Below are 17,330 nucleotides of genomic sequence, written 5' to 3' on the forward strand. Positions count from 1 at the left end.
CAAGCTCCCTCGCCACAAGAATCATCCTGCAAAACTCAATGCTGGCCTTTCATCCAATTGTCATATTTCAGCCATAGAGTGTTCATACGGCTTACCGATACTTTGCCGACTTAACACACCCTATCTGCTAGGAGTAAGGCATGAAACTGAAGCGTTTGATGGCGGCAATGACGTTTGTCGCTGCTGGCGTTGCGACTGCCAACGCGGTTGCCGCTGTTGACCCTGCGATCCCGAGCTACACCAAGACCACTGGTGTATCGGGCAACCTCTCCAGCGTCGGCTCCGATACCCTGGCCAACCTGATGACCTTGTGGGCCGAGAACTACAAGAAAGAATACCCGAACGTAAACATCCAGATTCAGGCCGCCGGTTCCTCTACCGCGCCGCCCGCACTCACCGAAGGCACCGCCAACCTGGGCCCGATGAGCCGCAAGATGAAGGACAACGAGCTGCAGGCCTTCGAAACCAAATACGGCTACAAGCCAACCGCTATCCCGGTAGCCGTGGACGCCCTGGCCGTATTCGTGCACAAGGACAACCCGATCAAGCACCTGACCATGGCTCAGGTCGATGCGATCTTCTCCTCGACTCGCCTGTGCGGCGCCAAGGCTGACGTCAAGACCTGGGGCGACCTGGGCGTGACCGGCGACCTGGCCAACAAGCCGGTCCAGCTGTTCGGTCGTAACTCGGTATCCGGCACCTACGGCTACTTCAAGGAAGAAGCCCTGTGCAAAGGCGACTACAAGCCAAACGTCAACGAACAGCCTGGTTCGGCTTCGGTTGTGCAGTCGATCAGCAGCTCGCTTAACGGCGTCGGCTACTCGGGTATCGGCTACAAGACCGCCAGCGTGAAAACCGTTGCCCTGGCCAAGAAAGAAGGCGGCGAGTTCGTCGAGGACACCGAAGAAAACGCCCTGAACGGCAAGTACCCGCTGTCGCGTTTCCTCTACGTGTACGTCAACAAGGCGCCGAACAAGCCTCTGGCCCCGCTGGAAGCCGAGTTCGTGAAGCTGATCCTGTCCAAACAAGGCCAGGAAGTCGTAGTCAAGGACGGCTACATCCCACTGCCAGCCAAAGTAGCCGCCAAGGCACTGGCTGACCTGGGTCTGTCGGAAGGCGGCAGCGTCGCCAAGAAGTAATACCTGAGTCCGGGCCAACGCCCGGGCTGCGGTGGGAGTGGACACCACTGCCACCGCCCAATTTTCCCATCCGCTGCCGCTTCTAGCTGGCGGCGGATTTGTTGCGTCACTTCACTGTCATCTTTCTGTCATACAGGATCGCTAGGGTGTGCGCATGAATGATCTGGCCAACTCCACAATGACTACGACTTCCCCTCCCAAGCGCATTGACTTCAATACGCCTGAGCTGCAACGCAAGCGCCGCATCCGCGCGCTCAAGGATCGCCTGACCCGCTGGTACGTGCTGGTCGGCGGTCTCGCCGTCCTGGCAGCCATTACGCTGATTTTCTTTTTCCTGGCCTACGTGGTGCTGCCCCTGTTCCAGGGTGCGGACCTGACCGCCAAGGATTCGATCACCCCGGCCTGGATGCAAGACGCCGGCAAACCGCTGATGATCGCCATCGAAGAACAGAACCAAGTGGCCATGCGCGTTTCCGACAAGGGCCAGGCACTGTTCTACGAACTCGACAGCGGCGCCGAACTGCGCCGTGTCGACCTGCCGGTTCCTGCCGGCGCCACTGTGGTCTCCATCGCGGAAGACCAACCCGGCAGCCCACTGGTGGCGATCGGCCTGTCCAACGGCCAGGCCCTGGTGTTCCGCCACACCTATAAAGTCAGCTATCCCGACGGCAAGAAAACCATTTCGCCCGCCATCGAATACCCTTACGGCGAGGCGCCGATAGCGTTGAACGAGCAGGGCGCGCCTTTGGAGCACGTCAGCCTCAACGCCACCGATTCGACCCTGTTGCTGGCCGGCTCCAGCGGCGCCCAGCTGTATGTACTGTCGCTCACCAGCGAAGAAAACATGATGACCGGCGAAGTCACCAGCGAGCAGACGCGTATCGATCTGCCGCAGATGACCGAGCCAGTGAAGAACATTTTCGTCGACCCGCGCCAGCAATGGTTGTACGTGGTCAACGGTCGCGCCCAGGCCGATGTGTTCAGCCTGCGGGACAAGAGCCTCAACGGTCGCTACAAACTGCTGGAGAACGGCGAGGCCCAAGTCACCGCCGCCACCCAGTTGGTCGGCGGGATCTCGCTGATCATCGGCGACTCCAAGGGCGGCCTGGCCCAGTGGTTCATGGCCCGCGACCCGGACGGCGAGCTGCGTTTCAAACAGATTCGTACCTTCCAGATGGGCAGCGCGCCCATCGTCGAGATCAGCGCCGAAGAACGTCGCAAAGGTTTCGTGGCACTCGACACCGCCGGCAAGCTCGGTGTGTTCCACAGCACCGCCCACCGCACCCTGCTGGTGGACCAAGTGGTCGATGGCCAAGGCTTGTTCGGCCTGTCGCCACGGGCCAACCGCCTGATCGTCGAGCAGGGCGGCAAGCTGCAACCGTTGACCCTGGACAACCCGCACCCGGAAGTGTCCTGGAGCGCGTTGTGGAGCAAGGTCTGGTACGAAAACTACGACGAACCTAAATACGTCTGGCAATCGACCGCCGCCAACACCGACTTCGAACCCAAGCTGAGCCTTTCGCCGCTGACCTTCGGTACCCTGAAAGCGGCGTTCTACGCGATGCTCCTGGCTGCGCCGCTGGCGGTGGCCGCGGCGATCTACACCGCCTACTTCATGGCCCCGGGCATGCGTCGCAAGGTCAAGCCGGTGATCGAGCTGATGGAAGCGATGCCGACGGTGATCCTTGGTTTCTTCGCCGGCCTGTTCCTGGCGCCGTACGTCGAAGGGCACCTGCCGGGCATCTTCAGTCTGCTGATGTTGCTGCCCGTCGGCATCCTGGTCGCCGGTTTCACCTTCAGTCGCCTGCCGGAATCCATTCGCTTGCGAGTGCCGGACGGTTGGGAAAGCGCCCTGTTGATCCCGGTGATCCTGTTCGTGGGCTGGCTCTCGCTGTACATGAGCCCGTACATGGAAACCTGGTTCTTCGGCGGCGACATGCGCATGTGGATCTCCCATGACCTGGGCATCACCTACGACCAGCGCAACGCCTTGGTGGTCGGCCTGGCGATGGGCTTCGCGGTGATCCCGAACATCTACTCCATCGCCGAAGACGCCGTGTTCAGCGTGCCGCGCGGCCTGACCCTGGGCTCCCTGGCCCTCGGTGCCACGCCATGGCAGACCATGACTCGCGTGGTGATCCTCACCGCCAGCCCGGGCATTTTCTCGGCGTTGATGATCGGCATGGGCCGTGCAGTGGGCGAGACCATGATCGTGTTGATGGCCACCGGTAACACGCCGGTCATGGAAATGAACCTGTTCGAAGGCCTGCGCACCTTGGCGGCCAACGTGGCGGTGGAGATGCCGGAATCCGAAGTCGGCGGCAGCCATTACCGCGTGCTGTTCCTGTCGGCCCTGGTGCTGCTGTTGTTCACCTTCGTCATGAACACCCTCGCCGAGCTGATCCGTCAGCGTCTGCGCAAGAAATATTCGTCGCTTTAAGAAAGGTAGAAGTCTGTGAAACAGAACTCCCTGAAAGGATGGTTCAAGAGCGGCGCCCCCGGCGTCTGGATCAGCGGTGGCGCAGTGTCCATCGCGGTCATCATGACCATTGGCCTGCTGGCGGTGATCGCCGTGCGCGGCCTGGGCCACTTCTGGCCGGCGGACCTGATCCACGCCAGCTACAACGTACCGGGCATGCCTGCGCACCTGGTGGTCGGCGAAGTCGTACAGAAAGAAGAAGTGCCTCGTGAGCGCCTGAAAAGCGCCGGCCTGCCGGTGCCGGACGAAGGCCCCGAGTTCATGACCCGCGAACTGATCAAGGTCGGCAACCGCGACCTGAACGGCACCGACTTCACCTGGATCGTCGGCGATTGGCTGACCAACCAGACGACGCCGCCGGAACTGATGGCCATCGAGCGTCGTGAGTGGGGCAATTTCTACGGCTACCTGGTCAACGTCAAGGAAGGCGGCAAGGTCATCGCCGAAGGCGAGGCCGCCTGGCCGCAACTGCAGGCTCGGGTACAGCGCGTCAACCAGTTGGCCGCCGAGCTCAAGACCCTGGAAAAAGTCGACATCGGCGCCATCAACGCCGGCCTGGAGCGTATCCGCCTGCACGGTCGCAAATTGGAACTGGACGGCAAGCTCGACGCCGCCGCCCAGGCCGACCTGGAAAGCGAACGCGCCGAACTCAACGCCCGCTACAAGGACATCGAAGCGCGCCTGGCCGACCTGCATGCGCAGTTCAACCGCGACAGCCTGACGGCCCGCGATGCCAACGGCAAGGAAGTGGAAATCGAAATCGGCAAAGTGGTGCACGCCTACCAGCCAAACGGCATGGGCACGTTCACCAAGATGGGTTTCTATTTCAGCAAGGTCTGGGAATTCCTCAGCGACGACCCTCGTGAAGCCAACACCGAAGGTGGCATCTTCCCGGCGATTTTCGGCACCGTGATGATGACCCTGATCATGGCGATGATCGTCACGCCGTTTGGTGTGCTGGCAGCTGTCTACCTGCGTGAATATGCCCGCCAAGGCACGATGACCCGCTTGATCCGCATCGCGGTGAACAACCTCGCCGGCGTTCCGGCCATTGTCTACGGTGTGTTCGGCCTGGGTTTCTTCGTCTATGTGCTGGGCGGTTCGGTCGACCGTTTGTTCTTCCCCGAAGCCTTGCCGGCGCCGACCTTCGGCACCCCGGGCCTGCTCTGGGCGTCCCTGACCCTGGCGCTGCTGGCGGTGCCGGTGGTGATCGTGGCCACTGAAGAAGGCCTGGCGCGGATCCCGCGCACCGTGCGCGAAGGCTCCCTGGCCCTCGGCGCGACCAAGGCCGAGACCTTGTGGAAAATCGTCCTGCCGATGGCGAGCCCGGCGATGATGACCGGGATGATCCTTGCCGTGGCCCGTGCCGCCGGTGAAGTGGCACCGTTGATGCTGGTGGGCGTGGTGAAGCTGGCCCCGTCGCTGCCGCTGGACGGTAACTACCCGTACCTGCACCTAGACCAGAAGATCATGCACCTGGGCTTCCATATCTATGACGTCGGCTTCCAGAGCCCGAACGTCGAGGCAGCGCGGCCGTTGGTCTACGCCACGGCACTGCTGCTGGTGCTGGTGATCGCCACCCTCAACCTGTCGGCGGTGTGGATCCGTAACCACCTGCGCGAAAAATACAAAGCACTGGATAGTTGATTTTCATGTGGGAGCGGGCTTGCTCGCGAAGACGGCGGCACATCCAATAGAGATGCAAGCTGAGACACCGCTTTCGCGAGCAAGCCCGCTCCCACAAATACACAGATTGGCGTGGCCACTCGGGTGGCCAACCAAACCGAATTTGTTAGCACAGGGAGCCTCCCATGCAACACGAAGCACATACACACGGCATCAACATGTCGGCCCTGGGCCGCGACAAGCAGAGCCTGGACCTGGCCCAGGAAACCGTCGCCATCGAAGTGCCCGGCCTGAACCTGTTCTACGGCGAGAAACAGGCACTGTACGACGTCAGCCTGAATATCCCGAAACAGCGCGTCACCGCGTTCATCGGCCCGTCGGGTTGCGGCAAGTCGACCTTGCTGCGCACCTTCAACCGCATGAACGATCTGGTGGACGGCTGCCGCGTCGAAGGTGAAATCAACCTCTACGGCAACAACATCTACCGCAAGGGCGAAGACGTGGCCGAGCTGCGTCGTCGCGTCGGCATGGTGTTCCAGAAGCCTAACCCGTTTCCGAAAACCATCTACGAGAACGTGGTCTACGGCCTGCGCATCCAGGGCATCAACAAAAAGCGCGTCCTCGACGAAGCCGTGGAATGGGCCCTCAAGGGCGCGGCACTGTGGGATGAGGTCAAGGACCGTCTGCATGAGTCGGCCCTGGGCCTGTCCGGTGGTCAGCAGCAGCGCCTGGTGATCGCCCGTACCATCGCCGTGGAGCCGGAAGTGCTGCTGCTCGACGAACCTTGCTCGGCGCTGGACCCGATCTCGACGCTGAAAGTCGAAGAGCTGATCTACGAGCTCAAGTCCAAGTTCACCATCGTCATCGTGACCCACAACATGCAGCAGGCGGCGCGGGTGTCCGACTACACCGCGTTCATGTACATGGGCAAACTGGTGGAATTTGGCGATACCGATACGCTGTTCACCAATCCGGCCAAGAAACAGACCGAAGACTACATCACGGGTCGCTACGGCTAGCCGTAGAGCCGCCAGCGTCAAGCTGCAAGCGGCAAGTAAAAGCGAACCGAGTAACGACACACATCAGCTTGCAGCTTGTAGCTTGCAGCTCACAGCTTTTGCGGAGCAAAACCATGATTTCGAAGGAAGGCCTTACTCACCACATTTCCGCACAGTTCAATGCCGAGCTTGAGGAAGTGCGCAGTCACTTGCTGGCCATGGGCGGGCTGGTGGAAAAGCAGGTCAACGACGCGGTGACCGCGCTGATCGAGGCCGACTCCGGCCTGGCCCAGCAGGTGCGCGAAATCGATGACCAGATCAACCAGATGGAACGCAACATCGACGAAGAGTGCCTGCGTATCCTGGCCCGTCGCCAGCCGGCTGCGTCCGACCTGCGGCTGATCATCAGCATCTCCAAGTCGGTCATCGACCTTGAGCGGATCGGCGACGAAGCCACCAAGATCGCTCGTCGCGCCATCCAGTTGTGCGAAGAAGGCGAAGCGCCGCGTGGTTACGTCGAGGTTCGCCACATTGGCGACCAGGTGCGCAACATGGTTCGCGACGCGCTGGATGCCTTCGCCCGCTTCGACGCCGACCTGGCGTTGTCGGTGGCCCAGTACGACAAGATCATCGATCGCGAATACAAGACCGCCCTGCGCGAGCTGGCGACCTACATGATGGAAGACCCGCGTTCCATCTCCCGGGTGTTGAGCATTATCTGGGTGCTGCGTTCCCTGGAGCGTATCGGCGATCATGCGCGCAACATCTCGGAACTTGTCATCTACCTGGTGCGCGGCACCGATGTGCGCCATATGGGGCTCAAGCGCATGAAGGAAGAAGTTGAGGGCACCCTGTCCGAAACCGCTAATGTTCCGGGCGCAACTGACGATAAGTAAGATTGCCAAGAAAAGCGCCCGGCCTTCTGGTCGGGCTTTTTTTTTGGATTTTTTTTCATCGAAAGCAGCACCCCGCGAACGAAAAGTCCCGGCGTGACTGAAGGTTTTTTGGCAATGTGCCATCAGTAAAAGCGGTATGCTTGCCGGGATTTTTTAGAGGTGTATCTGGATGAGTAAGGTCAGTGTGTTGGTCGTGGACGATGCTTCGTTCATTCGTGACCTGGTGAAGAAGTGCCTGCGCAACTACTTCCCGGGCGTGCGTATCGAAGACGCGGTGAACGGCAAGAAAGCCCAGGCCCTGCTGGCTCGCGAGGCGTTCGACCTGGTGCTGTGCGATTGGGAAATGCCGGAAATGTCCGGCCTGGAACTGCTGACCTGGTGCCGCCAGCAGGACAATCTCAAGGGCATGCCGTTCGTGATGGTGACCAGCCGCGGCGACAAGGAAAACGTGGTACAGGCGATCCAGGCCGGCGTTTCCGGCTATGTCAGCAAGCCGTTCACCAACGAGCAGTTGCTGACCAAGGTCAAGCAGGCCCTGCACAAGGTCGGCAAGCTCGACACGCTGATGAACAGCGCTCCGACCAAGATGAACTCGGCGTTCGGCAATGACTCCCTCAGCGCCCTGACGGGCGGCAAGGCTCCGGTGGCGGCGGTTGCGTCGGCGCCAGCGGTAAATCCGTTTGCCAAACCGGCTGCCGCTCCCGCCGCTGCTGCTGCTCCGGCTCGTGGTTTGCTCAACAGCCCACCGGTCAAGGCGCCGGTAGCCGCCGCTTCGACGGCCAATCGCGGCCAAGGCCAGTTGCGCCTGTCCAGTGGCACCCAGCAATGCGTGATCAAGGCCCTGAGCCTCAAGGAAGCGCTGCTGGTGGTCAAACGCTCCGACACCCTGCCGCAAGTACTCGAAGGCGCGGTGCTGGACATGGAACAGGGCGACAACGCCGAAACCGCGCGTCTCAACGGCTATTTGCACGCCATCGTCGCCCATGAGCAGACGCCCGACAGCGAATGGTTGCAACTGACGTTCCGCTTCGTCGACAAAGACCCGCAGAAACTCGACTACATCTCCCGCCTGATCGCCCGCGGCACGGCGCAGAAGCACTTCGTACCGGGCGCCTGATTCGGCGGCGCCCTTCAGGCCGCTATCGCGAGCAGGCTCGCTCCCACAGTGATCTCAGTTGTTCACAAAATTTGTGTCCACAGCAGATCCCCCTGTGGGAGCGAGCCTGCTCGCGATGGGGCCATCAGCCTTAACAACAATCATTGATCCAATTTTGAAACATCCGTCGACTACGCTGGTCCATCCCAGCTGCTAGGCTGCTGTACAGGCCTTCATTTATCGACAGAATTCTTGCCCATGCTCGTGCCGTCGCTGTTCGCCTGTGGTCTCGTCCTGGCCGCCACCCCGGCCATGGCCATGACCATCTACAAATCCACCGATGCCAATGGCGTGGTGTCCTATAGCGACCGTCCCAGCAGGGGCGCCCAGGTGTTCGTGTTCCGCGACCGCATGGTCGAACGCCTGGAGCGCCAGGTGTTTCTCGATATCAAGAAGCAGAATGGCGCGGACGCGGTGTTCGTGCGCAACGATTTGTACGCGCCGGTGGAGATCGAGTTGAGTTTCGCCGGGCTGCGCAATGTCAGCGGGGCACCGAGCCGGCCGATTCGTCGGGTGCTGCCGGCACGCAGCAACCTGCGCCTGGCGCTGCTGACGGCTACCCGGCCCGGCCGGCCGCTGGTGTATACCCCAAGGTTCGAATATTCCCTGGGCGACCCTGCAGGCGCCGCCGAGGCCTATCGATACCCGCTGCCTTGGCGCGGCGGGCCATTCCGGCTGAGCCAAGGCGCCAACGGCCAATATAGCCATTACGGCCCGAAGAACCGCTACGCCATGGACATCGCCATGCCCGTCGGCACGCCGATCATCGCCGCGCGGGGAGGCGTGGTGATCAAGACCGAAAACGAACAGACCGGCCGCGGGGACGACCCAGCGGGCAACTTCGTGCGGGTGCTGCACGACGACGGCACCATGGGCGTCTACCTGCACCTGCAGAAAGGTTCGGTGAGCGTACGGGAAGGGCAGCGGGTCGCGGTGGGCACGCCGTTGGCGTTGTCGGGCAATACCGGCAACAGTTCAGGCCCGCACCTGCATTTCGTGGTGCAGCGCAATACCGGGTTGGGGCTGGTGTCGATCCCCTACCAGTTCAATCAACCGGTGGGCGACTTGCCCAACTTTGCGTTGGGCAAGCAGTAGCGCTGTAGATTCGGGAGGCTTTTTTGTGGCGAGGGAGCTTGCTCCCGCTCGGCTGCGAAGCAGTCGTCGCTTTTGGGGCCGCTTCGCGACCCAGCGGGAGCAAGCTCCCTCGCCACAGCGGGTTATGCCTTCAACTTGCGGGAAGTTTGATGCTCAATCGAGCATCAACACCTTCGCCAGGATGATCTTCGGCCCTTTCATCTTCTTGATGATGATCCGCAGGCCTTCGACTTCCAGCACCTCTTCCTCTTCCGGCACGCGCTTGAGGGTTTCATAGACCAGCCCGGCCAGGGTTTCGGCTTCGATGTGGTCCAGGTCGATCCCCAGCAGGCGCTCGACCTTGAACAGCGGCGTGTCGCCACGTACCAGCAGCTTGCCCGGCTGGTAGGCCAGGATCCCGCGTTCGGCCTTGCGGTGTTCGTCCTGGATGTCACCTACCAGCACTTCCAACACGTCTTCCATGGTCAGGTAGCCGATGATGTTGCCGTCAGCTTCCTCGACCACGGCGAAGTGCGAGCCGCCCTTGCGGAACTGCTCCAGCAACTGCGACAGCGGCATGTGCCGCGACACGCGCTCCAGCGGCCGGGTCAGTTCGGCCAGGTTGAACGATTCGGGGATGTGGTCCAGGGCCGCCAGTTCCAGCAGCAGGTCCTTGATGTGCAGCAGGCCGACGAACTCCTGGCGCTCGCTGTCGTAAACCGGATAACGGCTGAACTTGTGGCGACGGAACATCGCCAGGATTTCCTTGAGGGGCGCGTTGAACTCCAGCGTCACCAGGTCTTCCCGGGAATTGGCCCAGTCCACCACTTCCAGCTCGCCCATTTCCACGGCCGAGGCCAGCACGCGCATGCCTTGGTCGCTCGGGTCCTGGCCCCGGCTGGAGTGCAGGATCAGCTTCAGTTCTTCGCGGCTGTAATGGTGTTCGTGATGGGGCCCGGGCTCGCCTTGGCCGGCGATGCGCAAGATGGCGTTGGCGCTGGCGTTGAGCAGGTAGATCGCCGGATACATGGCCCAGTAGAACAGGTACAGCGGCACGGCGGTCCACAACGACAGCAGCTCGGGTTTGCGGATGGCCCAGGATTTGGGCGCCAGTTCACCGACCACGATGTGCAGGTACGAAATGATGAAGAACGCGGTGAAGAACGACACGCCTTTGATCACTTCCGGCGACTGCACGCCAATCGCGCCCAGCAACGGCTCGAGGATGTGGGCAAACGCTGGCTCACCGACCCAGCCCAGGCCCAGGGATGCCAGGGTGATACCCAGCTGGCATGCCGACAGGTAAGCGTCGAGCTGGCTGTGGACGGTGCGCAGGATATGCCCGCGCCAGCCGTTCTGCTCGGCGATGGCCTCGACCCGGGTCGAACGCAGCTTGACCATGGCGAATTCGGCCGCAACGAAAAATCCGTTGAGCAGCACCAGGATCAGAGCAAAAAGAATCATGCCGAATTCGGCGAAGAGTGTGACGAGGGACAAGCCAGGGGAAGGGTCCATGATGGGGTTTTGCGGGTTCCGAATAGTCGTAGGAATTGAAAATGAGCGCCTGAAAAGGCAGGCGCAAGTCAGTCAATGTAGCGGCTGACTCGGCGATTGCCTAGGGGGCGCTTTCAATCAGCGGGGCGAGCGAGGCGTGTGCGAACCACTTGGGCCGGGGCGAAATGACAGGTAAACGTGCTGCCATGGCCGGGCACGCTGCTGATCTCCATGCGGGCGCGATGGCGCAGCAGGACGTGTTTGACAATGGCCAGGCCCAGCCCGGTGCCACCGGTATTGGAGTTGCGGCTGGAGTCGACGCGGTAGAAACGTTCGGTCAGGCGCGGCAGGTGCTTGCTGTCGATGCCGATGCCCGAATCGCGCACGCTCAGGTGCGCGCCTTGCTCGTCGCCCCACCAGCGCACATGGATGCGGCCCTGCTCCGGCGTGTACTTGACCGCGTTGAACACCAGGTTGGAAAACGCGCTGCGCAGTTCCGCCTCGCTGCCTTTGAGCTGCACGGCCGGGTCGGCTTCCAGGGTGATGGTCTGCTGCTTGGAACCGGACAGTTCCTGGGCATCTTCGACAATGATTTGCAGCAGGTCGTCGATCGGCACCGGCTGGTTGTCGGACGGGTAATCGGTGGCTTCCAGCTTCGCCAGCAACAACAAGTCGTTGAGCAGGGTCTGCATGCGCCCGCTTTGCTGGTGCATCTGCTGCAAGGCCCGGCTCCAACGCGGGTTCACCTCTTCGACGTTGTCGAGCAGGGTCTCCAGGTAGCCGCAGATCACCGTCAACGGCGTGCGCAATTCGTGGGAAACGTTGGCGATGAAATCCTTGCGCATCTGTTCCAACTGATGGATACGCGTGACGTCGCGCACCAGCATCAAGTGCTCGTTGTTGCCATAGCGGGTGATGTACAGCTGGATACGCAACCGGTCATTGGTGGGCGAAGGGATCTCCAGCGGCTCGGCGTAATTGGCTTGCTCGAAATATTCCTTGAAGCGCGGATGGCGCACCAGGTTGGTCACCGGTTGGCCGCTGTCCTGGGGCGTCTTGAGGCCCAACAGGGTCTCGGCAGCGCGGTTCCACCATTCCAGGTTGCCTTCGCTGTCGAGCATGATCACCGCGTCTTTCAGCGCGGCGGTGGATTCCTGGACCCGGTCGATTACCGCTTGCAGGCGCCCGCGAACGCGCTGGTCACGCCGTTGCAGGTGGTAGATGCTGTCGAACACCTCACCCCATAAGCCATAGCCGTCGGGCGGGGCTTCGTCGGGTTGATGCAGGCGCAGCCATTCATGCAGGCGCAGCAATTGCTTGAGTGTCCAGGCCAGGTAAAGCCCCAGGCCCGCGGCCAGGCTCCAGCCGTAATAACCGCTGATCAGGCCGATCAGCAAACAGCCAGTCACCAGCAACAACATGTGGCGAATCAGGGTGCCATGCCAGTTTTGATTCACGTGACGCGCGTCCTTGTCAGCTTGTCGGGCGGTAAGGGCTCGGATCAGGCCTTTGTCGAAAAACGATAACCGGTGCCGCGCACGGTTTGTACCAGATTTTCATAGGCATCGCCGAGGGCCTTGCGCAGGCGTCGGATATGCACGTCCACGGTGCGTTCCTCGACGTAGACGTTACCGCCCCAGACCTGGTCCAACAGTTGGCCGCGGGTGTAGGCACGTTCTTGGTGAGTCATGAAGAATTGCAGCAGACGATATTCGGTCGGGCCCATCTCGGCGGGTTTGCCGTCGATGGTCACGCGGTGGCTGATCGGGTCGAGCAGCAGGCCACCGACTTCAATCGGCGCTTCGCCATCGGTCGGTCCGGCGCGTCGCAGCACGGCCTTCAGGCGCGCCACCAACTCCCGTGGGGAGAACGGCTTGGTGATGTAGTCGTCGGCGCCGACTTCCAGGCCTTGGATCTTGTTGTCCTCTTCGCCCTTGGCGGTGAGCATGATGATCGGAATATCACCGGTCAGCTCGTCGCGCTTGAGCCGTCGCGCCAGTTCGATGCCTGACGTGCCGGGCAGCATCCAGTCCAGCAGGATCAGGTCGGGCTTGCGGTCGACGATGATGGCATGGGCCTGTTGAGAGTTTTCTGCTTCCATGCAGTCATAGCCGGCCATCTCCAACGCAACGGCGATCATCTCGCGGATGGGCGCCTCGTCGTCGACGATCAGAATGCTCCTGCCAACCATGGGGTAATCCTCTTGTCATTTAACTGTCTTGCGCCGCATTAGATAACGGAATTATTGCAGTCGTGTGACAGTTATTTCGTCCTGCAGCAAGGGAGGGGATCCTGGACTACGCTTTTCAGTCCGAATCCTGACAACTACAAAGGGAAGGTTTCCATGAAACAAATGACTGTTTCTTTCAAAGCCCTGCTGATGGCAGCTGCTCTGGCCCTGCCTGGGGTTGCGATGGCTGCCGATCCTGCAATGGAGAAGGATGGCATGTTCACCGACCATAAGGGCATGACCCTTTACACCTTCGCCAAAGACTCGGCTGGTAAGTCGGCATGCAATGACAAGTGTGCGGCTAACTGGCCACCGCTGATGGCTGAGGCGGGTGATGAATCCAAGGACGACTGGACCGTAATCAAGCGCGATGATGGCTCAATGCAGTGGGCCTATCAGGGCATGCCGCTGTACACCTTCGTGATGGACAAGAAGGCCGGAGACACGACCGGCGACGGCAAAATGGACGGCGCCTGGAAAGTGGCCAAGGCTAAGTAACGCGTCCCGCTGAGACGCTTTTTTGTAGCGAGGGAGCTTGCTCCCGCTCGGTTGCGCAGCGACCGCAAAAATCTTGGGCCGCTCCGCAGCCCAGCGGGAGCAAGCTCCCTCGCCACAAAGGCTTTCATAAGCCAAGGTTCAATGCTGGCATGAGCCAAAGTTTAGTGCAGGGGCTCGGTTTCAGCGCAACGCGTAATCCAACACAATCCCCACGAAAATCGCCAAGCCGGCCCAATGGTTGTGCAAGAAAGCCTGGAAGCAGCGCATCCGGTCCCTGCCTCGGGTGTACCAGAATTCCCAGGCGAAGCACGCGGCCGCGGCCACCAGCCCCAGGTGGAACCAGCCACCCAGTTGGAATTTCGACCCGGCCAACAGCAGGCAACCCAAGGCCAGGCCTTGCAGCGTCAGGATGATCACCCGGTCGGCATCGCCAAACAGGATCGCCGTGGACTTCACGCCGATGCGCAGGTCGTCGTCCCGGTCGGTCATGGCGTAATAGGTGTCGTAGCCCACTGTCCACAGCAGATTGGCGATATACAGCAACCAGGCGGCCGCCGGCAGATGCCCGGTTTCGGCGGTGAACGCCATCGGCATGCCCCAGGAGAACGCCGCCCCCAGCACCACTTGCGGGTAGTAGGTATAACGCTTCATGAACGGGTAACTGAATGCCAGGGCCAGGCCGCCGAGGGACAGCAGGATGGTCGGTGCATTGGTGCACAACACCAGCAGGAAACTCACGCTCATCAGCACGGCGAAGAACACCAGCGCCTCTTTCGAACTGATCTTGCCGCTCACCAGCGGGCGTTGTTCGGTGCGTTTGACGTGGCCGTCCACCTTGCGGTCGGCCCAGTCGTTGATCACGCAGCCGCCAGCACGGGTCAGCACCACACCGAGGATGAAAATCACCACGTTGGCGATGGACGGCGAGCCTTCACCGGCAATCCACAGTGCCCACAACGTCGGCCACAGCAGCAGGTAGATGCCGATGGGCTTGTCCATGCGGGTCAGTTGCACGAAGTCCCATGCCCGTGGGTTCAGGCGATTCAAGGATTTGAGCAGTTGCACATACATCAGCAATTCTCCGAATAGGCGCGGGCGACGGTCCACAAGCGGGGCAGGAAGATTTCCGCCACCAGCACGCTCAACGCACCGCGGTCGAAACGCGAACGGCGACCCCACAGGCCACTGGCGCGTACGTCTTCCGGCAAGCCGGCCTCGGGGTAATGACAAACCTCGATGGCCCGGCGCTGGAACGCCTGGTCGCAAAACAGCAATTCGCCCAGGGAGCGGCTGCCCAACTCGTCCATCTGCAACCCGTCACCCTGCAAGGCGCTGCGCGCCGCCACGCTGCGGGCGAACACCCAGGGCTGGTCGCGACCGCGTAGATACACCTCGCGTACCCAACCTTCGCTGCCCTCGGTCAGGTCCAGCGCGGCACATTCGTCGGCGCGCAATGGCTGCCAGCCTTCGAACAATGGGGTCACGCTGAAATGGCCGTCCGACAGGCGCGTGAGGCGCCGGGTCAGGGAGCCTTCGTCGAACAACCAATCGAGTACACCGGCATCGGGGCGGGGCGACAGCAGGTGCTGGGGCAGCCATTGGAGTGTAGGAAAAATCGAATTTGTATGCGGCACAGAGGTCTTGAATGGCAGCAAATGAGGCCGCGAGCTTACCATGTCGGTCACGGGTTTTGACCGGCCCGGCCTGCTGCCTGCCGATCGTGCTTGCATCTGGCGCGACCGATCAGTACAAAACGGCCCTGAGCCGGAAAATACCGGCCAAGGCCTGACATCTCGAGGAAGTATTGGAATGAAGAAGTGGCAATGTATCGTCTGCGGCCTGATCTACAACGAAGCTGACGGCTGGCCTGACGATGGCATCGCGCCCGGCACTCGCTGGGAAGATGTACCGGCGGACTGGCTGTGCCCGGACTGCGGTGTCGGCAAAATGGATTTCGAAATGATCGAAATCAACTGATCGTTTCATTTAAATGGAGAGCAACATGAGTGCACCTGTCGTCATCGTCGGTACTGGGCTGGCCGGTTATAACCTGGCCCGGGAGTTTCGCAAGCTCGACAGCGAAACCCCGCTGCTGCTGATCACCGCGGACGACGGTCGTTCATACTCCAAGCCGATGCTCTCCACGGGCTTTGGCAAGAACAAAGATGCCGATGGTTTGAGCATGGCTGAACCGGGGGCCATGGCCGAACAACTCAAGGCCGAGGTGCGCACCCACACCCGCATCAGCGGTATCGATCCGGGCCACAAACGGCTGTGGATCGGCGAGGAGGCGGTGAATTACCGCGACCTGATCCTGGCCTGGGGCGCCGAAACCGTGCGCGTGCCGGTACAGGGCGACGCGGCGGACCTGATCTTTCCCATCAACGACCTGGAAGACTACGCGCGCTTCAGGGCTGCGGCCGTCGGCAAGCGCCGGGTGTTGTTGTTGGGTGCCGGTCTGATTGGCTGCGAGTTCGCCAACGACCTGAGCCTGGGGGGCTACGAAGTCGAGTTGGTGGCGCCGTGCGAGCAAGTCATGCCGACGCTGCTGCATCCGGCCGCTGCGGCAGCGGTCCAGGCCGGGCTGGAAAGCCTCGGTGCGCGCTTCCACTTGGGCCCTGTGCTCAACCGCTTGCAGAAGGTCGCCGATGGGCTGGAGGCGCACCTGTCCGACGGCCAGGTGATCGCCTGCGACCTGGTGGTCTCGGCCATCGGCCTGCGTCCACGCATCGACCTGGCGGCGGCCGCCGGGCTGGTGGTCAACCGCGGCGTCGTGGTCGATCGCCACTTGAAAACCTCCCACGCCAATATCTACGCCCTGGGCGATTGCGCCGAGGTCGACGGCTTGAACCTGCTGTATGTCATGCCGCTGATGAGCTGCGCCCGAGCCTTGGCCCAAACCCTGGCCGGCAACCCGACTGCCGTCAGTTACGGTGCCATGCCGATTACCGTAAAAACCCCGGTGTGCCCATTGGTCGTGTCGCCGCCACCACGAGGCAGCGAAGGCGTGTGGAGCGTCGAAGGGCAGGGCGTGGACATCAAGGCACTGTGCCGAGACGCTCAAGGCAATCTGTTGGGCTACGCGCTGACGGGCACGGCAGTGATGGAGAAACTGGCGCTGAACAAGGAGCTTCCAGCCCTGCTGGCGTAAATACTGGTCGTTCTGTCGCAAAAACCCTACTTTTGGTCCCACAAAGGTCTTCCGGACACTGGCGCGGTTTTCGGCACCGTGCCATCCTCACTCCCGTCTGCCGCAGAGTAGAGCCTGCGGCGCCTTAGGGGCTGTTCCAAAGAGAACAGCACGGACATAACAACAAAAAAACCGTCAAAGGGGCTTCATTCATGCGTAAACCAGAACTCGCCGCCGCCATCGCGGAAAAAGCAGACCTCACCAAAGAACAAGCCAACCGCGTCCTCAACGCCGTCCTCGAAGAAATCACCGGCGCCCTGCATCGCAAGGACAGCGTTACCCTGGTGGGCTTCGGCACTTTCCTGCAACGCCACCGCGGCGCCCGCACTGGCAAGAACCCACAAACCGGTGAGCCAGTGAAGATCAAGGCCAGCAACACCGTTGCCTTCAAACCAGGCAAGTTCTTGAAAGACAGCGTTAACCCATAATTGCGACGAGTACCTCGGCCAGGGGGAAGAAAGCAGCAATCGAAAGGGCATACCGATGAATCGGCATGCCCTTTTTTGTGTGGCTTGCAAGCAGTTTGAGACAGCGATGGCTTGGTGCCCGT

16 protein-coding genes are annotated in these 17,330 nt (G+C 61.4%); 11 read left to right on the forward strand and 5 right to left on the reverse strand.

Features of this window, described 5'->3' with window-relative positions; translation table 11 throughout:
- Positions 1 to 140: 140 nt before the first annotated feature.
- From HU767_RS19410 to HU767_RS19440, 7 genes are all read left to right on the forward strand, one after another.
- Positions 141 to 1,139, forward strand: a complete 999-nt coding sequence (locus HU767_RS19410) for a phosphate ABC transporter substrate-binding protein PstS (protein WP_186708240.1) — start codon at positions 141 to 143, stop codon at positions 1,137 to 1,139.
- Between the two features lie 406 nt (positions 1,140 to 1,545).
- Complete coding sequence (locus HU767_RS19415) at positions 1,546 to 3,579, forward strand: ABC transporter permease subunit (protein WP_186730264.1); 2,034 nt, start codon at positions 1,546 to 1,548, stop codon at positions 3,577 to 3,579.
- A 15-nt stretch (positions 3,580 to 3,594) separates the two neighbouring features.
- Positions 3,595 to 5,265 (forward strand): phosphate ABC transporter permease PstA, encoded by a 1,671-nt coding sequence (pstA, locus tag HU767_RS19420; RefSeq protein WP_186730249.1) that lies wholly within the window; start codon positions 3,595 to 3,597, stop codon positions 5,263 to 5,265.
- A 164-nt stretch (positions 5,266 to 5,429) separates the two neighbouring features.
- Complete coding sequence (pstB, locus tag HU767_RS19425) at positions 5,430 to 6,263, forward strand: phosphate ABC transporter ATP-binding protein PstB (protein WP_053127038.1); 834 nt, start codon at positions 5,430 to 5,432, stop codon at positions 6,261 to 6,263.
- 113 nt (positions 6,264 to 6,376) lie between these two features.
- Positions 6,377 to 7,138: a phosphate signaling complex protein PhoU gene (gene phoU, locus HU767_RS19430; protein WP_186708236.1), complete on the forward strand. Its 762-nt coding sequence runs from the start codon at positions 6,377 to 6,379 to the stop codon at positions 7,136 to 7,138.
- Between the two features lie 169 nt (positions 7,139 to 7,307).
- Positions 7,308 to 8,255 carry a response regulator gene (locus tag HU767_RS19435; protein ID WP_186708234.1) on the forward strand — a complete coding sequence of 316 codons (948 nt, stop codon included), beginning with the start codon at positions 7,308 to 7,310 and terminating at the stop codon, positions 8,253 to 8,255.
- 237 nt (positions 8,256 to 8,492) lie between these two features.
- A complete protein-coding gene (locus HU767_RS19440; RefSeq protein WP_186730250.1) occupies positions 8,493 to 9,389 on the forward strand; it encodes a M23 family metallopeptidase in 897 nt (298 codons plus the stop codon).
- Between the two features lie 153 nt (positions 9,390 to 9,542).
- On the opposite strand, the gene HU767_RS19445 is transcribed toward HU767_RS19440, so the two are convergent.
- The 3 genes from HU767_RS19445 to phoB form a co-directional block, all read right to left on the reverse strand.
- Positions 9,543 to 10,883, reverse strand: a complete 1,341-nt coding sequence (locus tag HU767_RS19445) for a hemolysin family protein (RefSeq protein WP_186708230.1) — start codon at positions 10,881 to 10,883, stop codon at positions 9,543 to 9,545.
- A gap of 113 nt (positions 10,884 to 10,996) precedes the next feature.
- Positions 10,997 to 12,283: a phosphate regulon sensor histidine kinase PhoR gene (gene phoR / locus HU767_RS19450; protein WP_189674362.1), complete on the reverse strand. Its 1,287-nt coding sequence runs from the start codon at positions 12,281 to 12,283 to the stop codon at positions 10,997 to 10,999.
- Positions 12,284 to 12,363: 80 nt separating this feature from the next.
- Positions 12,364 to 13,053 carry a phosphate regulon transcriptional regulator PhoB gene (phoB, locus tag HU767_RS19455; protein ID WP_003177195.1) on the reverse strand — a complete coding sequence of 230 codons (690 nt, stop codon included), beginning with the start codon at positions 13,051 to 13,053 and terminating at the stop codon, positions 12,364 to 12,366.
- Between the two features lie 153 nt (positions 13,054 to 13,206).
- On the opposite strand from phoB, the gene HU767_RS19460 reads away from it, so the two are divergent.
- Complete coding sequence (locus HU767_RS19460; protein WP_186730252.1) at positions 13,207 to 13,590, forward strand: hypothetical protein; 384 nt, start codon at positions 13,207 to 13,209, stop codon at positions 13,588 to 13,590.
- A gap of 180 nt (positions 13,591 to 13,770) precedes the next feature.
- On the opposite strand, the gene ubiA is transcribed toward HU767_RS19460, so the two are convergent.
- The gene (ubiA, locus tag HU767_RS19465) at positions 13,771 to 14,661 is read right to left on the reverse strand and encodes a 4-hydroxybenzoate octaprenyltransferase (protein ID WP_186708224.1); all 891 of its coding nucleotides are present in this window, start codon (positions 14,659 to 14,661) and stop codon (positions 13,771 to 13,773) included.
- The gene (locus HU767_RS19470; protein WP_186708222.1) at positions 14,661 to 15,224 is read right to left on the reverse strand and encodes a chorismate lyase; all 564 of its coding nucleotides are present in this window, start codon (positions 15,222 to 15,224) and stop codon (positions 14,661 to 14,663) included. Before HU767_RS19470 ends, ubiA begins: the two co-directional genes overlap by 1 nt.
- Positions 15,225 to 15,399: 175 nt before the next feature.
- Between HU767_RS19470 and HU767_RS19475 the strand changes: the two genes are divergently transcribed.
- The 3 genes from HU767_RS19475 to HU767_RS19485 all read left to right on the forward strand — a co-directional run bounded on the left by HU767_RS19475 (position 15,400) and on the right by HU767_RS19485 (position 17,208).
- Entirely contained in the window at positions 15,400 to 15,567 is a 168-nt protein-coding gene (locus HU767_RS19475; RefSeq protein WP_003177199.1) for a rubredoxin, read from the forward strand.
- 25 nt (positions 15,568 to 15,592) lie between these two features.
- Positions 15,593 to 16,741, forward strand: coding sequence for an FAD-dependent oxidoreductase (locus tag HU767_RS19480; protein WP_186730253.1), 1,149 nt, complete (start codon positions 15,593 to 15,595; stop codon positions 16,739 to 16,741).
- Between the two features lie 191 nt (positions 16,742 to 16,932).
- The gene (locus tag HU767_RS19485) at positions 16,933 to 17,208 is read left to right on the forward strand and encodes an HU family DNA-binding protein (protein WP_003177201.1); all 276 of its coding nucleotides are present in this window, start codon (positions 16,933 to 16,935) and stop codon (positions 17,206 to 17,208) included.
- Positions 17,209 to 17,330 lie beyond the last annotated feature (122 nt).

It is taken from the genome of Pseudomonas sp. SWRI179, assembly GCF_014268705.1.
Classification (GTDB): Bacteria; Pseudomonadota; Gammaproteobacteria; order Pseudomonadales; family Pseudomonadaceae; genus Aquipseudomonas; species Aquipseudomonas zanjanensis.

Bases quoted from the DNA above. Each gene is read 5' to 3' on its own strand.
- HU767_RS19410 (WP_186708240.1), top strand. From the start codon at position 141: ATGAAACTGAAGCGTTTGATGGCGGCAATGACGTTTGTCGCTGCTGGC.
- HU767_RS19415 (WP_186730264.1), top strand. From the start codon at position 1,546: ATGCAAGACGCCGGCAAACCGCTGATGATCGCCATCGAAGAACAGAAC.
- pstB (WP_053127038.1), top strand. From the start codon at position 5,430: ATGCAACACGAAGCACATACACACGGCATCAACATGTCGGCCCTGGGC.
- phoU (WP_186708236.1), top strand. From the start codon at position 6,377: ATGATTTCGAAGGAAGGCCTTACTCACCACATTTCCGCACAGTTCAAT.
- HU767_RS19435 (WP_186708234.1), top strand. From the start codon at position 7,308: ATGAGTAAGGTCAGTGTGTTGGTCGTGGACGATGCTTCGTTCATTCGT.
- HU767_RS19440 (WP_186730250.1), top strand. From the start codon at position 8,493: ATGCTCGTGCCGTCGCTGTTCGCCTGTGGTCTCGTCCTGGCCGCCACC.
- HU767_RS19445 (WP_186708230.1), bottom strand. From the start codon at position 10,883: ATGGACCCTTCCCCTGGCTTGTCCCTCGTCACACTCTTCGCCGAATTC.
- phoR (WP_189674362.1), bottom strand. From the start codon at position 12,283: ATGTTGTTGCTGGTGACTGGCTGTTTGCTGATCGGCCTGATCAGCGGT.
- phoB (WP_003177195.1), bottom strand. From the start codon at position 13,053: ATGGTTGGCAGGAGCATTCTGATCGTCGACGACGAGGCGCCCATCCGC.
- HU767_RS19460 (WP_186730252.1), top strand. From the start codon at position 13,207: ATGAAACAAATGACTGTTTCTTTCAAAGCCCTGCTGATGGCAGCTGCT.
- ubiA (WP_186708224.1), bottom strand. From the start codon at position 14,661: ATGTATGTGCAACTGCTCAAATCCTTGAATCGCCTGAACCCACGGGCA.
- HU767_RS19475 (WP_003177199.1), top strand. From the start codon at position 15,400: ATGAAGAAGTGGCAATGTATCGTCTGCGGCCTGATCTACAACGAAGCT.
- HU767_RS19480 (WP_186730253.1), top strand. From the start codon at position 15,593: ATGAGTGCACCTGTCGTCATCGTCGGTACTGGGCTGGCCGGTTATAAC.
- HU767_RS19485 (WP_003177201.1), top strand. From the start codon at position 16,933: ATGCGTAAACCAGAACTCGCCGCCGCCATCGCGGAAAAAGCAGACCTC.